General features: G+C 73.5%; 15 protein-coding genes. 11 read left to right on the top strand and 4 right to left on the bottom strand.

The genetic code is table 11. The annotated features are described in order from the left end of the window. The first annotated feature begins 45 nt into the window (after positions 1–45). Entirely contained in the window at positions 46–957 is a 912-nt protein-coding gene (locus ACFWPT_RS05700) for a helix-turn-helix transcriptional regulator (protein ID WP_380479797.1), read from the top strand. A 16-nt stretch (positions 958–973) separates the two neighbouring features. Here ACFWPT_RS05700 and ACFWPT_RS05695 read toward each other — a convergent pair whose 3' ends face one another. Beyond that, complete coding sequence (locus tag ACFWPT_RS05695; protein WP_380479795.1) at positions 974–1360, bottom strand: hypothetical protein; 387 nt, start codon at positions 1358–1360, stop codon at positions 974–976. Further along, complete coding sequence (locus tag ACFWPT_RS05690; protein WP_380479793.1) at positions 1357–2055, bottom strand: hypothetical protein; 699 nt, start codon at positions 2053–2055, stop codon at positions 1357–1359. The genes ACFWPT_RS05695 and ACFWPT_RS05690 overlap by 4 nt, the downstream gene beginning before the upstream one ends. A gap of 135 nt (positions 2056–2190) precedes the next feature. Here ACFWPT_RS05690 and ACFWPT_RS05685 point away from each other — a divergent pair, with 135 nt between their 5' ends. The 6 genes from ACFWPT_RS05685 to ACFWPT_RS05660 all read left to right on the top strand — a co-directional run bounded on the left by ACFWPT_RS05685 (position 2191) and on the right by ACFWPT_RS05660 (position 10184). Beyond that, positions 2191–3417, top strand: a complete 1227-nt coding sequence (locus tag ACFWPT_RS05685; protein WP_380479791.1) for a histidine kinase — start codon at positions 2191–2193, stop codon at positions 3415–3417. Next, complete coding sequence (locus ACFWPT_RS05680; RefSeq protein ID WP_380479788.1) at positions 3405–4049, top strand: response regulator; 645 nt, start codon at positions 3405–3407, stop codon at positions 4047–4049. The genes ACFWPT_RS05685 and ACFWPT_RS05680 overlap by 13 nt, the downstream gene beginning before the upstream one ends. A gap of 2 nt (positions 4050–4051) precedes the next feature. Then, on the top strand, positions 4052–4840 hold the full coding sequence (locus ACFWPT_RS05675) for a DUF4097 family beta strand repeat-containing protein (RefSeq protein WP_380479786.1): 789 nt from the start codon (positions 4052–4054) through the stop codon (positions 4838–4840). A 138-nt stretch (positions 4841–4978) separates the two neighbouring features. Then, on the top strand, positions 4979–6148 hold the full coding sequence (gene dusB, locus ACFWPT_RS05670; RefSeq protein ID WP_363369980.1) for a tRNA dihydrouridine synthase DusB: 1170 nt from the start codon (positions 4979–4981) through the stop codon (positions 6146–6148). 564 nt (positions 6149–6712) lie between these two features. Next, positions 6713–9421 (top strand): pyruvate, phosphate dikinase, encoded by a 2709-nt coding sequence (gene ppdK, locus ACFWPT_RS05665; RefSeq protein WP_380479784.1) that lies wholly within the window; start codon positions 6713–6715, stop codon positions 9419–9421. Positions 9422–9668: 247 nt separating this feature from the next. Beyond that, on the top strand, positions 9669–10184 hold the full coding sequence (locus ACFWPT_RS05660; protein ID WP_380479782.1) for a ribonuclease: 516 nt from the start codon (positions 9669–9671) through the stop codon (positions 10182–10184). Positions 10185–10260: 76 nt separating this feature from the next. Here the strand turns inward: ACFWPT_RS05660 and ACFWPT_RS05655 are convergent, their stop codons facing one another. Both ACFWPT_RS05655 and ACFWPT_RS05650 read right to left on the bottom strand, forming a co-directional pair. Continuing rightward, a complete protein-coding gene (locus ACFWPT_RS05655; protein ID WP_380479780.1) occupies positions 10261–11256 on the bottom strand; it encodes a hypothetical protein in 996 nt (331 codons plus the stop codon). A gap of 244 nt (positions 11257–11500) precedes the next feature. Beyond that, positions 11501–12229, bottom strand: a complete 729-nt coding sequence (locus ACFWPT_RS05650) for a GNAT family N-acetyltransferase (RefSeq protein ID WP_063347487.1) — start codon at positions 12227–12229, stop codon at positions 11501–11503. 645 nt (positions 12230–12874) lie between these two features. Here ACFWPT_RS05650 and ACFWPT_RS05645 point away from each other — a divergent pair. From ACFWPT_RS05645 to dnaG, 4 genes are all read left to right on the top strand, one after another. Then, on the top strand, positions 12875–13819 hold the full coding sequence (locus ACFWPT_RS05645) for a PAC2 family protein (RefSeq protein WP_063347486.1): 945 nt from the start codon (positions 12875–12877) through the stop codon (positions 13817–13819). Between the two features lie 209 nt (positions 13820–14028). Next, entirely contained in the window at positions 14029–14994 is a 966-nt protein-coding gene (locus ACFWPT_RS05640; protein ID WP_159398421.1) for an SGNH/GDSL hydrolase family protein, read from the top strand. A gap of 175 nt (positions 14995–15169) precedes the next feature. Beyond that, positions 15170–16483, top strand: a complete 1314-nt coding sequence (locus ACFWPT_RS05635) for a deoxyguanosinetriphosphate triphosphohydrolase (RefSeq protein WP_063347484.1) — start codon at positions 15170–15172, stop codon at positions 16481–16483. 152 nt (positions 16484–16635) lie between these two features. Further along, positions 16636–18540 carry a DNA primase gene (gene dnaG / locus ACFWPT_RS05630; protein ID WP_063347483.1) on the top strand — a complete coding sequence of 635 codons (1905 nt, stop codon included), beginning with the start codon at positions 16636–16638 and terminating at the stop codon, positions 18538–18540. Positions 18541–18563: the final 23 nt, after the last annotated feature.

Below are 18563 nucleotides of genomic sequence, written 5' to 3'. Positions count from 1 at the left end.
AGAAGTACCTGGCAACAGGCTCCGGGCTGGCGCATGCTAGGAACCATGAGTCTCACCACCCCGGCCGCGCAAGCCCGGTCCGTCTCGGTCGCGCAAGCCCGGACCACGCCGGCGACGCAAGCCCGGACCGCCCCCGACGACGCCCGCCGGCACGACCTGGCGGCCTTCCTGCGCAGCCGCCGTGAGCGGATCGCACCCGACCAGGTGGGCCTGCCCCCGACCGGCCGCCGCCGCACGCCGGGGCTGCGCCGCGAGGAGGTCGCGCAGCTCGCCGCCGTCGGGGTGACCTGGTACACGTGGTTGGAGCAGGGGCGCGACATCCAGGTGTCCACCCAGGTGCTGGACGCGGTCTCCCGCGCCCTGTTGCTGGACCCGAGCGAGCGCGCGCACCTGTTCACCCTGGCCGGCGCGGAGGATCCGGCGCCGGTGAGGGAGTGCCCCTCGGTCACCCCGAGCGTGCGGCTGGTGCTGGAGCAGATGGCGCCGTACCCGGCCGTGGCGGTCAACACCCGCTACGACGTGCTCGCGTACAACGCCCAGTACACCGCGATCGTCGGCGATCTCAGCGAACTTCCGCCCGAGGACCGCAACTTGATGTGGCTGGCGTTCGCCCCCTCGCGGTTCCGCGAGGTGCTGATCGACTACCGGACCGAACGCCTCGGCATGGTGGCCCGCTTCCGCGCCGCGATGGCCGACCACAGCGCGGAGCCCGCCTGGAAGGCACTGCTGGCCCGGCTGCTCAAGACCTCGCCGGACTTCGCGGAGGTCTGGCAGCGGCACGAGGTGATGGGGCCGAGCAACGGGATCAAGCGGTTCCAGGTGCCGGGCGTCGGGCTGCTGCGCTGCGAGTACACCAGCTTCTGGCTCGGCCCCCGACTCGGGACGCGGATGATCACGTACACCCCGCTGGACGAGGACACCCGCGCGCTGATGGACCAGCTGCCCGGCAGCTTCTAGCCCCTCCTGATGGCTTCTAGCGGGGGGCGAGGACGGCACGCCCGAGCAGCACGCACACCGCCGCGAGCGGCAGTTCGACGCCGAGTGCCATCACCAGGGCGGCGAGCACCGCGTGGCCCGGGCCGGCGCAGGCGATGTCGGCCAGCGCGTCCCCCGCGAGCAGCAGGGCCACCGCGCCGCCGGCCCAGCCGGCGGCGGCGTTGCGCCGCCGCAGCAGGGCGTCGAGCGAGAGCAGCGCGGAGAACTCCAGCAGGTCGAGCACGACCCACGGGGTCTCGTGGCAGGCGGCGAGGACCGCGAGCCAGGGCAGCAGAGCGACGGCGGCCATGACGGGCACCCGCTCGAAGCGGGCGGGTAGGACGAGGGCGGCGGCCGGGCGGCCGGCGAGGACGGCGGTGCTCATGCGGCCCCTCCGGCGACCGAGGCCTCGCCGGCGATCGCGGCCTCGCCCCGGCGTCGCACCCGTTCCAGCGGCTGCCGCTCGGTGGTGTCCCCGCCGGGGTGCCGGACCAGCACCCCGGTGTACGGGCCCTCGGCCCAGGCGAGCCAGAACCGCCCGGCGACCGCGACCACCTCGGCGCCGACGGCCGGCCGCTCGAACCGGAACGGCCCGGCCGGCCAGAGCGACCGCACGGACCAGAGCGACCGCACGGACCGGAGCGACCGCACGGACCGGAACGACCGCACGGACCCGAGCGGCCGTGCGAACCCGAACGACCGCCCGGACCGGAACGGCCCGGCCAGCCGCCCGGCGGTGAACGCCACCGCGGGCGCGCTGCCGTCGGCCGCCAGCCGGCCCCAGGCGAGCACGTGGTGCGCCCGCCCGTCGGCCGGGCTGCGACGAGCACCGCGCAGCAGCTGCGGGGTGAGCCGGGCGGCGACCAGGACATCGGCCAACTCGCCGTCCTGGTACACCTCCAGCGCGGCCCGGCCGCGGCGGCCGACCAGGCTGCGGACCGACCAGGGCCCGGCCCCGACCGGCAGCGTCCCCTCCGGCCCCGCCGTCCGGCGGAGCGCGTCCCCGGGAACACCCCCGTGGCTCCCGGGGACGGGCCGCCGGTGCGGCGGGGTGGCGGAGTGCGATGCGGTGCTCGTCATGCCGTCCAGCTTCCCGTCGATCATGGGCCGCTGTCGGTGGTGCCGTGCTCCGAATCCGGGGTGTACCTAGATACACCCCGACCGTGAGCCCCCCTTCATGGCGGCCGTTGATCATCGCGCCCTACGCTGTCGGTCATGCCCTCCACCACGTTGCGCCGAGCGCTCGTCAGGAGCCTTCGGCGCCCCCCGTGGTCGCCCGAGGCCTGGCGGGACACCCGTTTCATAGCCGCCGGCCTCCCGATGGCCCTGCCGGTCTGGCTGGCCGTCACCGAGTCCAAGCTGCTCTTCCCGATGACGGCCCTGGTCCTCATCTGCACCCGCCCGCTCACCGCCGCCCAGCGCGGCCGGCTGCGCGCCCTGCGCGGGGTGGAGGTGTCGCCGCCGCGCCCGGGCGAGCCGTGGGCCTGGCTGCCGGGCCGGCTGCTGCTGGGGCTGACCTGGCGCCAGGCCGTCCACCACCTGCTGGCCGGCCCGCTGCTGGCGGCGGGCGCGCTGGTGGTGCTGTACGCCTGGGGCGCCGGCGTGGTGATGGCCAGCGTGTACGGCTGGGTCTGGCTGATGCCCGTCGGCAGCCCGCTGCGCTCGGAGCTGGCCGGGCTGGACGTGGTGATCACGGTCGCCGGGGTGCTGCTGCTGGCCGTGATGCCCTGGCTGGCGGCGCTGGCGGCCTGGCTGGAGGTGCGCACGGCCCAGCTGCTGCTCGGCCCCAACCGGGCGGAGGCGCTGGAGCGGCGGGTCGAGGAGATCGCCGAGAGCCGGGCCGGGCTGGTCGACGTGGTGGACGCCGAGCGCCGCCGGATCGAGCGGGACCTGCACGACGGCGCCCAGCAGCGCCTGACCTCCCTCGCGATGAACCTGGGCCTGGCCCGGCGCACCCTCAAGGACGTCCCGCCCGAGGTCATGCAGGTGATCGTGGACGCGCACGAGGAGGCGCAGGCGGCCATCGACGAGCTGCGCGACCTGGTCCGCGGCCTGCACCCGGCGGTCCTGGAGGACCGCGGCCTGGACGCGGCGCTGTCCGGCATCGCGGCCCGCGCCCCGCTGCCGGTGCGCCTGGACGTGCACCTCGCCGAGCCGGTCGCCCCGACCGTCGAGGCGGTCGCCTACTTCACCGTCTCCGAGGCCCTGACCAACGTGGCCAAGCACGCCCGCGCCCAGCGGGTCGACCTCTCGGTGCGGACGGTCGGCGGCCGGCTGCGCCTGGTCATCAGCGACGACGGCGTGGGCGGCGCGGACGCCTCGCGCGGCACCGGGCTGACCGGCCTGCGCAAGCGCGCCGCCTCCGTCGACGGCACACTGTCCGTTCTCAGCCCCCTCGGGGGCCCCACCACCATCACCGTGGAGTTGCCGTGCGCGCTGTGATCGCCGAGGACTCGGTCCTGCTGAGGGTCGGCCTGGTCAAGGTCCTGGAGGCGGTGGGCTTCGAGGTCGTAGCCGCCGTCGGGGACGCCACCGAGTTGCTGGCGGCCGTCGAGGAGCACCGCCCGAAGGTGGTGGTGGCGGACGTCCGGATGCCTCCGGACTTCACCGACGAGGGCGTGAAGGCCGCGCTGATGATCCGCCGGCAGTGGCCGGACGTCGCCGTGCTGCTGCTCTCCCAGTACGTGGAGGAGCGTTACGCCGCCGACCTGCTGGCCACCAACACCAGCGGCGTCGGCTACCTGCTCAAGCAGCGGGTGGCCAACGTGGACGACTTCGTGGAGGCGCTGCAGCGGGTCGCCGCGGGCGGCACCGCGCTGGACCCTGAGGTGGTGGCCCAGCTGCTGCTGCGCCGCCACCGGGACCCGCTGGAGAAGCTGACCCCGCGCGAGCGGGACGTGCTCGGCCTGATGGCGGAGGGCCGCTCCAACGCCGCGATCGCGGCCGCCCTGGTGGTCAGCGACAGCGCGGTGGCCAAGCACATCAACTCGATCTTCACCAAGCTCGACCTGCCGCCGGCCGACGACAGCCACCGCCGGGTGCTGGCGGTGCTGCGGTTCCTGGAGGTCGGGTAGCCGTGGGCGGACCGACGAAGGCGTGGGGGCGGAAGGCCTGGCGCACCACCGGGGCGCTCGCGATCGCGGTCGTCATGATCGGCGCCGGGATGCAGACCTGGGCGATGGTGGTGCAGCAGCAGACGACCTCGATGCAGCCGTACAACGTCGTCATCCACAAGCTCCGGCTGGACACCGGCAGCGCCTCGGTGCGGATCAGGGCGGGCCGGGAAGGCCGGGTGGTGGTCCGGCAGAACCTGGACTGGATGGTGCGCAAGCCGTCGGTGTCGACCACCTTCGACGGCGACGTGCTCACGGTCGGCATGGAGTGCCGGAAGGTCCTGCCGTTCGCCGACTTCGGCTGCGGTGCCCAGATCGAGCTGGAGGTGCCGGCCGGTACCGACGTGTCGGGGCAGGTGAGCTCGGGCAGCGTCGAGGTGGACGGCCTGAGCGGCGGCGTCCGGATGGACCTCACCTCGGGCGAGCTGAAACTGATCGGCACGTCCGGGCAGGTGTACGCGCACGCCACCTCCGGGATGGTGCAGGGCACCGACCTGAGCTCGGAGCAGGTGTACGCGGAGACCACCTCGGGGGCGGTCGACCTGGCCTTCTCCAAGGCGCCGCGGTCGGTGGACACCAAGAGCACGTCCGGCTCGGTGAAGCTGACCCTGCCGCAGGACTCCCACTACGCCTTCAGCGGCGAGGTCGGCAGCGGCAGCCGCCACATCGACCCGAGCCTGGCGGACCCGGCCAGCCCGAACCGGATCCACGGCTCGGTCACCTCGGGCTCGATCACGATCGACCCGGCCTAGAAAAGGCCCGGAGCGGTCCGAGGCGGCCTGGAGCGGCCTGGAGCGGTCCGGGGAGGCCCGGAGCGGCCCGGAAACAGGGGCTGACCCGGGTGGGGGACAATGGAGAGTCCCGTTCCCCTGCCCCGAGGTCAGCCGCGCATGACAGCCACGCCCGCACCCACCGCGCCCGACGCCGAGTTCGCGCCGCTGGACATCGGCCCGATCCGGGTGTGGCCGCCCGTCGTGCTGGCGCCGATGGCCGGCATCACCAACGCGCCGTTCCGCACCCTCTGCCGCGAGCAGAGCGGCGGCAAGGGCCTGTACGTCTCCGAGATGATCACCACCCGGGCCCTGGTCGAGCGCAACGCCAAGACCATGCAGCTGATCAAGTTCGACGCCAGCGAGAAGCCGCGCTCGATCCAGCTGTACGGCGTGGACCCGGTGACGGTCGGCAAGGCCGCCCGGATGATCGCGGACGAGGGCCTGGCCGACCACATCGACCTCAACTTCGGCTGCCCCGTCCCCAAGGTGACCCGCAAGGGCGGCGGCTCGGCGCTGCCGTACAAGCGCAACCTGCTGCGCGAGATCCTGCGCGAGGCCGTGGCCAACGCGGGCGACCTGCCGGTCACCATGAAGATGCGCAAGGGCATCGACGACGACCACCTCACCTACCTGGACGCCGGCCGGATCGGCGCCGAGGAGGGCGTGGCCGCGATCGCCCTGCACGGGCGCACCGCCGCCCAGCACTACGGCGGGACGGCCGACTGGTCGGCGATCGCCCGGCTGCGCGAGTCCGTTCCGGCGCACGTCCCGGTGCTGGGCAACGGGGACATCTGGTCGGCGGACGACGCGCTGCGGATGATGCGGGAGACGGGTTGCGACGGTGTCGTGGTGGGCCGCGGCTGCCTGGGCCGGCCGTGGCTGTTCCGGGACCTGGTCTCGATCTTCGAGGGCGAGGTCGACTACGCCCGTCCGGACTTCGGCTACGTGGCGCGGGCGATGGTGCGGCACGCGCAGCTGCTCGGCGAGTGGATCGGGGACGAGGCGCGCGGCGTGATCGACTTCCGCAAGCACGTCGCCTGGTACACCAAGGGCTTCTCGGTCGGCTCGGAGCTGCGGGTGAAGCTCGCGAACTCCTCCTCCCTGGCCGAACTGGCCGAAACCCTCGCCCTGGTGGAGCAGTCCCAGGCCTGGCCGGCCGGTGCGGACGGCCCGCGCGGGCGTACCGCCGGCAACAACCGGGTGGTGCTGCCCGAGGGCTGGTTGGACGATCCGTACGACTGCGCCCGACCGGGCGCGGACGCCGAATCGGACACCTCTGGCGGATGATCTGTCCTTAGTGGCGAAATTGGCCCTCCAGGGCCCACTGCCACTCGGTCCCAGCCCTCTTGTCCAATCTGGACAGGAGGGCTCCTTTTCGGCGGTCCGATGTCACGGAACGGGCACGTTTCTGGACGGAGTGCGACGATCGGCGGAGGCGGACTACGTTCGACCGGTGAGATGCGCTGGTGACGCTTGCCACATGCGGTGGCGCCTGACGGCGGGTCAGTGGACGAAATGGACAGGTCGACTGTGAATCGCTTCCCGAAGCCGGTGGGCCGGTGATCGGCCGATCCGAGTGCAGGAAATCAAGCCGGGGCAACGCGGGCGACCCGCGACCGCTACCCAGCGTCCGAATCGTGCGATCTTCGTGTTTCTCTTCGTTCAAGACTTGAAGGCGGGCTAGCGTCATCCGGACGATTTCACCAACAGAGGTGAACGCCTTTATGTGCATTCGATCTATCGGGTTACCTCCGGGTACCGGCCTCGTACGGCCTATTCGGGGCAGAGAAGAACCTTCGAAATGGGTATGTTCTCCGGCGTCAGGGCAACCGCGTACGAGGAGACCGACCCGTGCCGTCCCAGCAGAAGTTTGTTTACTCCTTCACTGAAGGAAACAAGGACCTCAAGGACCTTCTCGGCGGCAAGGGCGCGAACCTGGCCGAGATGACCAACCTTGGCCTCCCCGTCCCTCCGGGGTTCACCATCACCACCGAGGCCTGCAAGGTCTTCCTGGAGACCGGCAGCGAGCCCTCCTCGCTCCACCAGGAGATCAGCGCCCACCTGGACGCGCTCGAGCAGGAGATGGGCAAGAAGCTCGGCCGGCCCGACAACCCGCTGCTGGTGTCGGTGCGCTCGGGCGCGAAGTTCTCCATGCCCGGCATGATGGACACCGTCCTGAACATCGGCCTCTCGGACGCCTCGGTGGTCGGTCTCGTCGCCCAGTCCGGCAACGAGCGCTTCGCCTGGGACTCCTACCGCCGCCTGGTCCAGATGTTCGGCAAGACCGTGCTGGGCGTCGACGGCGAGCTGTTCGAGGAGGCCCTCGACGAGGCCAAGCACGCCAAGGGCACCGTCAACGACCTGGACCTGGACGCTGCCGACCTCCGGGAACTCGTCGAGGTGTTCAAGGGCATCGTCGAGCGCGAGACCGGCCGGGCCTTCCCGCAGGACCCGCGCGAGCAGATGGACCTCGCCATCCACGCCGTCTTCCACTCCTGGAACGGCGACCGCGCCCGCCTGTACCGCCGGCAGGAGCGCATCCCGAACGACCTCGGCACCGCGGTCAACGTCTGCAGCATGGTCTTCGGCAACCTCGGCGAGGACTCCGGCACCGGTGTCGCCTTCACCCGCGACCCCTCCACCGGTGCCCAGGGCGTCTACGGCGACTACCTGTCCAACGCCCAGGGCGAGGACGTCGTCGCCGGCATCCGCAACACCCTGCCGCTGGCCGAGCTGGAGAAGCTCGACAAGAAGTCGTACGACGAGCTGATGACGATCATGCAGACGCTCGAGAACCACTACCGCGACCTCTGCGACATCGAGTTCACCATCGAGCGCGGCAAGCTCTGGATGCTGCAGACCCGCGTCGGCAAGCGCACCGCCGCCGCGGCCTTCCGGATCGCCGTCCAGCTGGTCGACCAGGGCCTGATCGACCTGGACGAGGCCCTCATGCGGGTCACCGGCGGCCAGCTCTCGCAGCTGATGTTCCCGCGCTTCGCCCCGAACGCCGAGTCCCAGCAGATCGCCTGGGGCCTCGCCGCCTCGCCCGGCGCCGCCATCGGCAAGATCGTGTTCGACTCCTACACCGCCGTCAAGTGGTCCCGTTCCGGCGAGAAGGTCATCCTGGTCCGCCGCGAGACCAACCCGGACGACCTGGACGGCATGATCGCCGCCGAGGGCATCCTCACCTCGCGCGGCGGCAAGACCTCGCACGCCGCCGTCGTCGCCCGCGGCATGGGCAAGACCTGTGTCTGCGGCGCCGAGGAGCTGGAGGTCGACACCAAGCGCCGCCGGATGACCACCGCCGCCGGCCTGGTGCTGGAGGAGGGCGACGTCGTCTCCATCGACGGCGCCACCGGCAAGGTCTACCTCGGCGAGGTCCCCGTCCTGCCGTCCCCCGTCGTCGAGTACTTCGAGGGCACCCTGCACGCCGGCGCCGACGTCCAGGGCGGACTCGTCCAGGCCGTCCACCGGCTGATGGCGCACGCCGACGTCCGCCGCCGGCTCGCCGTGCGCGCCAACGCCGACAACGCCGAGGACGGCGGGCGCGCCCGCCGCTACGGCGCCCAGGGCATCGGCCTGTGCCGCACCGAGCACATGTTCCTCGGCGAGGAGCGCCGCAAGGAGGTCGAGCACCTGATCCTGGCGGACAACGACAAGGACCGCGAGCTCGCCCTCTCCACCCTGCTGCCGCTGCAGAAGGGCGACTTCCTGGAGCTCTTCCAGGCCATGGACGGCCTGCCGGTCACCGTCCGCCTGCTCGACCCGCCGCTGCACGAGTTCCTGCCGGACATCACCGAGCTGTCGGTGCGCGTCGCCCTCGCCGAGGCCCGCAAGGACCCGAACGAGAACGACCTGCGCCTGCTCCAGGCGGTGCACAAGCTGCACGAGCAGAACCCGATGCTGGGCCTGCGCGGCGTCCGCCTCGGCCTGGTCATCCCCGGCCTGTTCGGCATGCAGGTCCGCGCCATCGCCGAGGCCGCCGCCGAGCGCCGGCTGGCCGGCGCGGACCCGCGCCCCGAGGTGATGATCCCGCTGGTCGGCACCGTCCAGGAGCTGGAGCTGGTCCGCGACGAGTGCGAGCGCGTGCTCGCCGAGGTCGCCCAGTCCACCGGCGTGCAGCTGGACATCAAGCTCGGCACCATGATCGAGCTGCCGCGCGCCGCCGTCACCGCCGGTCAGATCGCCGAGGCCGCCGAGTTCTTCTCCTTCGGCACCAACGACCTCACCCAGACCGTGTGGGGCTTCTCCCGGGACGACGTGGAGGCCTCGTTCTTCACCGCCTACCTGGAGAAGGGCATCTTCGGGGTCTCCCCGTTCGAGACCATCGACCGCGACGGCGTCGGCGCGCTCGTCAAGCACGCCGTCGAGGCCGGCCGGGCCACCCGCCCCGACCTCAAGCTCGGCGTCTGCGGCGAGCACGGCGGCGACCCGGACTCGGTCCACTTCTTCCACGAGGTGGGGCTGGACTACGTCTCCTGCTCCCCCTTCCGGATCCCGGTGGCGCGCCTGGAGGCAGGCCGCGCCGCCATCGAGACGGCGGGCAGCGACCCGCGCTGAGAGAGGGTAGGCATCCCCTCCTCGGCCGCGGGCCGGACTGACCGCTTCCCTCCCCACCGGGAGGGCGTACACCGGAGCTCGGCGCAGGAGAACCGGCGTACGTAACAACGGCCGGGCGGTCCTTCCCCGGCCGTCCGTCTGTGCCCGGCCGCGCTTCCCAGCCGGCCTTCCCCGTCCGGCCGGATGTGGCGGCGGCCACGTGTGTAGCTGGCCGGGCGGCGCCCGCGCGCCTGCCAAGCTGGGGCGCATGACCAGACGTAAAAGCCCGCTCGTCGTCGTGGCCGTCCTGATCCTGGCCCTCGTCGCCGGGATCGGGTACCTGCTCGCCGGCAAGGGCGGCAGCAGCCACCCCAAGGCCGCCGCGAGCTCCACCGCCACCTCGGCGGGCGCCTCGGCCCCCAAGTCCTCGGCCCCCAAGCCGTCCCCGCCCGCCGACGGCACCCCCGCCCCGAGCGGCACCTGGGTGCCCGCCGACCCGGCGCTCGCCGACGTCTGCCGCAGCAAGCTCCCCAGCCAGGCCCAGGACACCCTCGGCCTGATCGCCAAGAACGGCCCGTACCCGTACAACCGCGACGGCATCGTCTTCGAGAACCGCGAGAGCCGCCTGCCGAAGAAGTCCGGCGGCTACTACCACGAGTTCACCGTGGTCACCCCGGGCTCCAACGACCGCGGCACCCGCCGCGTGGTCACCGGCGGCTCCGGCGAGCAGTACTGGTCGCCGGACCACTACACGACCTTCCAGGAGATCGACCCGCGCTGCTGACACCCCGCACGGTGTGATGCCCCGCACCGCGCCCGCGGCCCGCACCGAGCACCCGACCGCACCGCGCCCGCGGCCCTCACCGGGCCCGGCGCCAGCTGATCCGGCGGTGGGGGCCGTGCGGGCCGGTGGTGAGGAGGGCGGTCAGCTCGTGGAACACCGGGACGGGGTCGCGCCGGAGCTGGACCGGGGTGGTGCGGACCACGGGGAGCCCGACGGCGGTCAGCCGGTTGGCACGGGCCAGGCCGCGTTCGTGGTCGGCGGGGCGCAGGTGCCAGGCGCGGGAGTCGATCTCCAACGCCACGCAGGCGTGCGGCCAGTAGGCGTCCGGGACGGCGAGGAAGCGGCCGTCCAGGAAGAGCACCGGGTTCCACAGCGGCTCGGGCAGGCCCGCGTGCGCCAGGAGTTCGCGGGCCTCGCCCTCCACCACCGACCGCACTCCGGCGGTGAGGTCCTCCACCACCCGGGCCACCTGCGGCAGTCCGAGCGCGCCCGGCCGGGCCAGCAAGTGGTCCAGCAGCTCGCCGAGTTCGCAGTGCCGCCGCTGGACGGCCTCCGCGCACAGCGCCCGGAACCGGCGCTGCCCGGTCTCGCCCGGCGCGAGGTCGGCCAGCGCCCGGGCGACGGTGGTGCTCCACAGCCCGTCGTCCCGCTCGAAGCCGCCCGGCAGCGGCCCGGCCGACCGGTGGATCCGGACGAACTTGCGGTCGACGACCCGGCGTTGGGCGGGGATCAGGACGTCGATCCGGGCCAGGTCGGCCGGGTGTCCGGCGCTCGGCAGCCCCGCGTCGGCCAGCACCGCGTCCCCGGTCAGCAGTACCTCCCCGGCCTGCGGCGCCCGCCCCTTGGGGCTCGCGTACGCCAGCGCGGCGCGCAGCCGCTGGTGCGCTGTCAATCGGCCGGACTGCAGGCAGATCACCCGGGGCAGCACCTGCTGCCAGGGCCCGTCGGGGCGCAGCCGGTGGGCGATGGTGCCGGACGGCACGCCGAGCCGGCGCAGTTGCGCCCGGGTGACGATGTGCTGCTGGTCGGCGCCGAGCAGCACGACGGGGTCGAGCGGGTTCACGCGGGTCATACCCGGGGTGCTGCCCACCAGGATCGGATGTATGCGAAACATCGCTCGTCGGGGGAGCCTGTGAGAATGAGGTTGACGGAGCACCGGTCGAACCGCTGAGCTGGGAACCATATGACGACTCCACTCACCGGCCCACCCGCCGGCCCCGCGCCGAGCCGCCCCGGAGAGCGAGGTCCTCGGCCTGGCCGTCAGGGGCTACGGGTGGCGGCCGTAGCCCCCTTCGGGCCGTGAGCAGGCGTCCGGGTCAGGCGGTGATCAGATGCCCGGGGCCGCCGCCGTGTCTAAGGCACTCCTGGTTGATCGCCGGATCCGGGGCGCTGGGCGAGGTGGCGGCGGCGATCCGCAGCTCGATGATGTCCCGCACCGCGGGCCACTCGTCGTCGAGGATCGAGTAGAACGCGGTCGAGCGCACCACCCCGTCGAGCCCGCGCGAGTGGGCCCGGCGGACGCCCTCGGAGGTGGCGCCGAGCCGCTCGATGGCGGTGCGCGAGCGCTGGTTGCGGGCGTCGGCGCGCAGCGAGATCCGCTGCACCCCCCAGGTCTCGAAGGCGTGGCGCAGCATCAGCAGCTTGGCCTCGGTGTTGATGCCGGTGCCCTGGGCGCGCGGCGAGAGCCAGGTGTTGCCGATCTCGGCGGCGTCCGGGACGGCCGTGGCCGGGTCGCCGAACGGCACCCCGGGCACCGGCGGCCAGACCATCGGCCCCTGCCAGTAGTCGAGTTCCAGGAAACGGGTGGAGCCGACGACCCGGCCGGTTGCCACGTTCACCGTCGCGAACGGCAGCGACCGGCCCGCGGCCTGGTCGGCGAGGGCGCGCGCGATGTAGTCGCGGGCCGCTTCGAGGCCGTGCGGGACGGGCGTGAAGGCGTAGGTCGTACGGTCTTCGGCGCCGGCCTCGGCGATGGCCGAGGCGTGGTGCGCGGCGAGGGGCTCCAGCCGCACGGTGCGGCCGGTGAGGATGACAGGTACGGGCACGGAACCTTCGGTCCTTCATCGGTCGGAGGGTGCCTACCGTGCCGGGGTACGGCTCGGGAGGCAGGGACAGTCGCCCCGGCCCCGGAGCACGCCCGCCGGTACCCGCGCACGCCGGAGAGCCGGTCGGGCGGGGCGGGGGCGGCGGCCCGGAGGCGGGCAGCGCGGTGCCGGAACGGACTCGGGTCCACGGACCGGTCCGGCGGGGATGAGCGAGGGGACAGTGTGCGTCCGCGAGATGGCCGATGAGGAAACGGGAGCGCGAAGGAAACAGGCGGCCAGATGAAGGCAAGATGCGTCGTGTGGGCTGGCCGAACACCGGTCCGGGACGTGGCCGACGGCGTTACGGGACGACGTGACGACGACGCGACGATGCGAGGCAGCGAGAGGACGATACCCGTCAGAAGGCGGTGCGTCACTTCGCGGCACGCGAATGGCGGTGCGGGCCGCTGCGACCCGCCCCCGGACGGGCCGTTGAACACCCGTGACCAGGGGCTTTCCACCCGGGTGCGATCATGGTCCGGAGCGGTCCGGGGAGGCCGCCGACCCCGCCGACGGGCGGGTCGGGAATTCCGGCGGCGCCCGGCACGCTGGAGAGGACGAGAAGCCGGTACGTCGTGACGAGCAGAGAACGGGGTTGGGTGCGCGGTGCGTGACTTCCAGGCGTTGTACGAGCTGGATCAGCAGGGCGTGGCCGCGGTGGCCGCGGCCACCGCGGAGCTGCGCGACACCGGTGCGGGCCTCGTGCTGCTCCAGCACTTCGAGGGCTTCATGGACGCCGGCGAGGCCGGCGGCCAGGTGGTGGCCCACCTCCTGGAGACGGGCTCGCCGCAGGTGGTGGCCCGTTTCGACCACGACCGCCTGGTCGACTACCGGGCGCGCCGCCCCGCGATGGTCTTCGACCGGGACCAGTGGGCGTCCTACGAGCCGCCGGAGATCCTGCTCCAGCTCGTCCGTGACGGCGCGGGCGCGCCGTTCCTGCTGCTCACCGGCCCCGAGCCGGACGTCGAGTGGGAGCGTTTCGCCGGCGCTGTCCGCGAGCTGGTGGAGCGCTTCGAGGTCCGGCTGGCGGTGGACTTCCACGGCATCCCGATGGGCGTGCCGCACACCCGCCCGGTCGGCCTGACCCCGCACGGCAACCGGCTCGACCTGGCGGCCGGCTACCCGCAGTGGTTCGAGCAGGCGCAGGTCCCGGGCAGCGCCCAGGCGCTGCTGGAGTACCGCTTGGCCGAGGCCGGGCACGACGTGCTGGGCTTCGCCGTGCACGTCCCGCACTACGTGGCGCGCTCGGAGTACCCGGCGGCCGCCGTGCTGATCCTGGAGGCGGTGCAGTCCGCCACCGGCCTGGTGCTGCCCGGCACCCGGCTGCGCGAGCGGGTCGGCGAGGTGTACGCCGACATCGAGGAGCAGCTGGCGCACGGGGACGGCGAGTTGCGCTCGGCGATCCGCGGCATGGAGGGCCAGTACGACGCGGTGGCGGGGGCGGAGAGCCGGGAGAGCCTGCTGGCCGAGCCGGTGGACCTGCCGTCGGCGGACGAGTTGGGGCGGCGCTTCGAGCAGTTCCTGGCCGAGCACGAGCGCGGCGCGGAGTAGGTCGGGGCGGGGAGCAGGCCCGGGCGGGGGAGCAGGTCCGGCGCGGAATCGGCCCCGCAGGGGCGGGAACCGGCCGGGTCGGCGGCGGCCGGGAGTCACGGGAGTCATTCGCGGGCCCCGTTCGTTGGTGCTGGCGGCGTCGGGGGACGCGCCGCCGTACGGAGCTGCCTGTGACGCCTATCCCCCGGGGGGATGCCATGCCCACGACCATGTCCAGGACCATCCGCCCGGCCGTCGCCCTGACGGCCGGGCTCGCCGCGCTGCTGCTCGCCGGGTGCACCCCCGCGGACGGCGGGACGGACGGTTTCGCGGGCGCGCTGCCCGGCAAGAACGCCAAGTCCACGCCGCCGCCGAACGGCCCGTACGTGGCGCTCGGCGACTCGTACACCGCCGGCCTGAAGATCGCCCCGCAGGTGGGCGAGCCGAAGGGCTGCTCCCGCTCGGGGGTCAACTACCCGTCCCTGGTGGCGAAGGGGCTCGGGCTGCCGGCCGGCCAGTTCCAGGACGTCAGTTGCAGCGGCGCCCGCACCGGGGACCTGACCGGCGCCCAGGAGACCGACCACGGCACCAACCCGCCCCAGCTGGACGCGCTGACCCCGGCCACCCGCGTGGTGACGGTCGGCATCGGCGGCAACGACGCGGGCTTCATGGAGGTCGTCAAGGAGTGCGCCAAGGAGAACCTGGTGGACGCGGTGAAGGGCATCGTCGGCGCCACCCGCGCGCCCTCGCCCTGCCGCGAGCACTACGCCTCCGGCGGGACGGACGAGGTGCAGCGCAAGGTCGACGCGGCCGGTGAGCAACTCGGCCGGATCCTGCAGGACATCAAGCACCGCTCCCCGCAGGCCCGGGTGTACGTGATCGGGTACCCGACGCTGCTCCCGTCCGACCCGGCCGGCTGCCGACAGGTGTTGGGCAAGGCGGTCGCGGCCGGGGACCTGGGCTTCCTCTCGGAGAAGGAGCAGCAGCTCAACGGCATGCTCAAGCGGCGGGCGGAGGGCGCCGGCGCGGTGTTCGTGGACGCGGCCGCCCCCTCGGCCGGGCACGACATGTGCGCGGGTGAGGCCACCCGCTGGGTCGAACCGCCGTTCCCGGCCCCGGGCCTGGCGGCGATCCACCCCAACGCCAAGGGGCAGGAGGCGGTGGCCGCCGCCGTCCTCAAGGCCGTCCGCGGCTGAGGCCGGGGGCCGGGGGCCGGGGCCGGACCGCAGGCAGCGGGCCGGGGCGGCCACCGGCGCGCAACCCGGGCCGGGGCGGACACCAGCGCGTACCGCAGGATTCACGCTCCGGCCCACACTCCTTCGTGCGCGGCACACCCCGGCTGTCGGGGGCGCGGCGTACCGTGAGGGGCATATGGATGACACCGCGCACCGCCTCGCCGCCGCCCCGCTCCCGTACGACCACGCCGCCGAGGCCCGCTGGGTCCCCGAACCGGACAAGCGCCCCGGCCGCACGGCGTTCCAGCGCGACCGGGCCCGGGTGCTGCACTCGGCGGCGCTGCGGCGGCTGGCCGGCACCACCCAGGTGGTCGCCCCGATGCGCAGCGACTTCCCCCGCACCCGGCTCACCCACTCCCTCGAATGCGCCCAGGTGGGGCGGGAGTTGGGCGCCGCCCTGGGCTGCGACCCGGACCTCGTGGAGGCCGGCTGCCTGGCCCACGACATCGGCCACCCGCCGTTCGGCCACACCGGCGAGGAGGCGCTCGACCAGGCTGCCGAGGCCTGCGGCGGCTTCGAGGGCAACGCGCAGTCGCTGCGCATCCTCACCCGGCTCGAACCCAAGCGCTTCGCCCCGGATGGCGAGCACCCCGCCGCCCGGCTCGCCCCCTGGCCCGGCCGCAGCGTCGGCCTCAACCTGACCCGCGCCGCCCTCGACGCCGCCACCAAGTACCCGTGGACGCGCGGCGCCCACCCCACCGACCCGGCCTCGCCCAAGTACGGCGTCTACGCCGACGACCTGCCGGTGTTCCGCTGGCTGCGGGCCGGCTCCCCGGCCGGGCGCAAGTGCTTCGAGGCCACCGTCATGGACTGGTCCGACGACGTCGCGTACTCGACCCACGACGTCGAGGACGGCCTCCAGGCCGGCCACATCGACCCGGCCGCGCTGCGCGCGCCGAGCGAGCGGGCCGAACTCTTCAAGGTCGCCGAGCGCTACGCCCCGGACGCCGAGCCGGAGGAGCTGGCCGCCGCCCTCGACCGGCTGCTCGGCCAGGACCGGTGGCCCCAGGAGTACGACGGCACGGCCCGCGCCCGGGCCGGGCTGAAGGACCTCACCAGCCAGCTGATCGGCCGCTTCTGCCTGGCCGCCGAGCAGGCCACCCGGGCCCGCTACGGCCCCGGCCGGCTCACCCGGTACACGGCCGAGCTGGTGGTGCCGCGGGGCGTCCGGCTGGAGGTCGCGGTGCTCAAGGCGGTCGCCGTCCGCTTCGTGATGCAGCGCGACGAGCAGGCCCAGCTGCGGGCCCGCCAGCGGATCGTGATCGCCGAGCTGGCGTACGTGCTCACCCAGCGCGCCCCCGAGGGCCTGGACCCGGTGTTCGGCGCGCTCTACCGCGAGGCCGAGGACGACCGGGCCGCCCTGCGCGCGGTCATCGACCAGATCGCCACCCTCACCGACGCCTCCGCCCTCGCCCTGCACGCCAGGCTCGTCGGCGCCGCCTGGGCCTGACCGCCCGCGGGCCCCGGCGCGCGACCGCTCAGGCCCGGCGCCCGGCGCGCGACCGCTCAAGCGCAACCGCCCGGCGCCCGGCGCGCGCAGTGCAACCGGCCCGGCACGACCGGCCCGCCGGGAAACCCCGGCCACCCCAGTAGACTTCCGGGGTGGCCGGGCGGATCAGGGACGAAGACGTACAAGCGGTGCGCAGCGCACTGCCGATCGACGCCGTGGTCGGCGACTACGTTCAGCTCACCAACGGTGGCGGCGGCGAGTACAAGGGCGTCTGCCCCTTCCACGACGAGAAGTCCGCCTCGTTCTACGTGAACCCCGCCAAGGGCGTCTTCCACTGCTTCGGCTGCCAGGAGAACGGCGACACCATCGCCTTCCTGATGAAGATCGAGCACTTCACCTTCGCCGAGGCCGTCGAGCGGATGGCCGCCCAGGCCGGCATCACCCTGCGCTACGAGGAGGGCGGCTACAGCCCCCGCCACCAGCAGGGCGAGCGGACCCGCCTGGTCGAGGCGCACAAGGTGGCCGCCGCCTACTACCGGGAGCAGCTGGCCTCGGCGGAGGCGGAGATCGGCCGCCGCTTCCTGGCCGAGCGCGGCTTCGACGAGGAGGCCGCGAAGACCTTCGGCGTCGGCTACGCCCCGGTGGGCTGGGAGCACCTGGTCCGCTACCTGCGCGGCAAGGGCTTCACCGACAAGGAGATCCTGCTCGGCGGCCTGGCCTCGCAGGGCCAGCGCGGCGGCCTGATCGACCGCTTCCGGGGCCGGCTGGTCTGGCCGATCCGGGACATCGCGGGCGAGGTGGTCGGCTTCGGCGCCCGCCGCCTGCGCGAGGACGACAACGGCCCGAAGTACCTGAACACCCCCGAGACGCCGATCTACAAGAAGTCGCACGTGCTGTACGGCATCGACCTGGCGAAGAAGGAGATCGCCAAGTCGGGCCGCGCGGTCGTGGTCGAGGGCTACACCGATGTGATGGCCTGCCACCTGGCGGGGGTCACCTCGGCGGTGGCCACCTGCGGTACGGCCTTCGCCGAGGACCACATCAAGATCATCCGTCGGCTGCTGATGGACACCTCGCAGTACCGCGGCGAGACGGTCTTCACCTTCGACGGCGACGCGGCCGGCCAGAAGGCCGCCCTGCGGGCCTTCGAGGACGACCAGAAGTTCGCCGCCAAGACCTCCATCGCGGTCAGCCCGGGCGGCATGGACCCGTGCGAACTGCGCCTGGCCCAGGGCGACGAGGCGGTCAAGCAGCTGATCGACAACCCCGTCCCGCTGTTCGAGTTCGCGCTGGTCTCGGCGGTGTCCAAGCACCGGGTGGAGACGCCGGAGGGGCGGTCGGCGGCCCTGGAGGAGGCGGCCCCGATCGTCGCCAAGATCAAGGACCGCTCGATCCAGCACGAGTACGCCGTCCGCCTGGCCGGCATGCTCGGCATCCTGGACGAGCCCTTCGTCGTCCGCCGGGTCTCCCAGCTGGCCCGCTGGGACCGCGAGCGCCAGCAGAACCCCCGGGGCGCCGACCGCGGCCGCCGCGCCGAGCCCGCGCCGGTGCGCCCGGCGCAGCCCGCCTTCCGGCTCAACCCGCGCGACCCGGCCCAGTTCGTCGAGCGGGAGCTGCTCAAGCTGGCGCTCCAGCACCCGGACCTGGTCAGCCCGGCCTTCGACCACTACGGCGAGGACGAGTTCCCCACCCTGCCGTACACGGCCGTCCGGCAGGCCATCGCCAAGGCTGGCGGCGCCGCGTACGGGGCGACGCTGCCCGACTTCACCAGCGTGGTGCGCGAGGCGGCCCCGGACGACCAGGTGCGCTCGCTGGTCACCGAGCTGACCGTCGAGCCGGTGCGCTCCCGCCGGAAGGTGGACGCGGTCTACGCCGGGGAGTTCCTGGTGAAGCTGCGCCTGCTGGCGGTGGACCGGCGGATCGCCGAGGTCCGCGGCTATCTGCAGCGGCTCGGCCACCGGGCCGACGCCGAGCAGCAGCACGCGGTGCAGACCGAGCTGTGGCAGCTCCAGCAGTACGGCCAGCAGCTCCGCAGCCAGGGCGCGGCGGCGCTGTAGGAGTGCGGCGGGGCCGTGGGAGC

The organism is Kitasatospora sp. NPDC058478 (genome assembly GCF_042720345.1).
Taxonomy (GTDB): domain Bacteria; phylum Actinomycetota; class Actinomycetes; order Streptomycetales; family Streptomycetaceae; genus Kitasatospora.
This window is presented reverse-complemented; position numbering and strand designations above follow the sequence as displayed.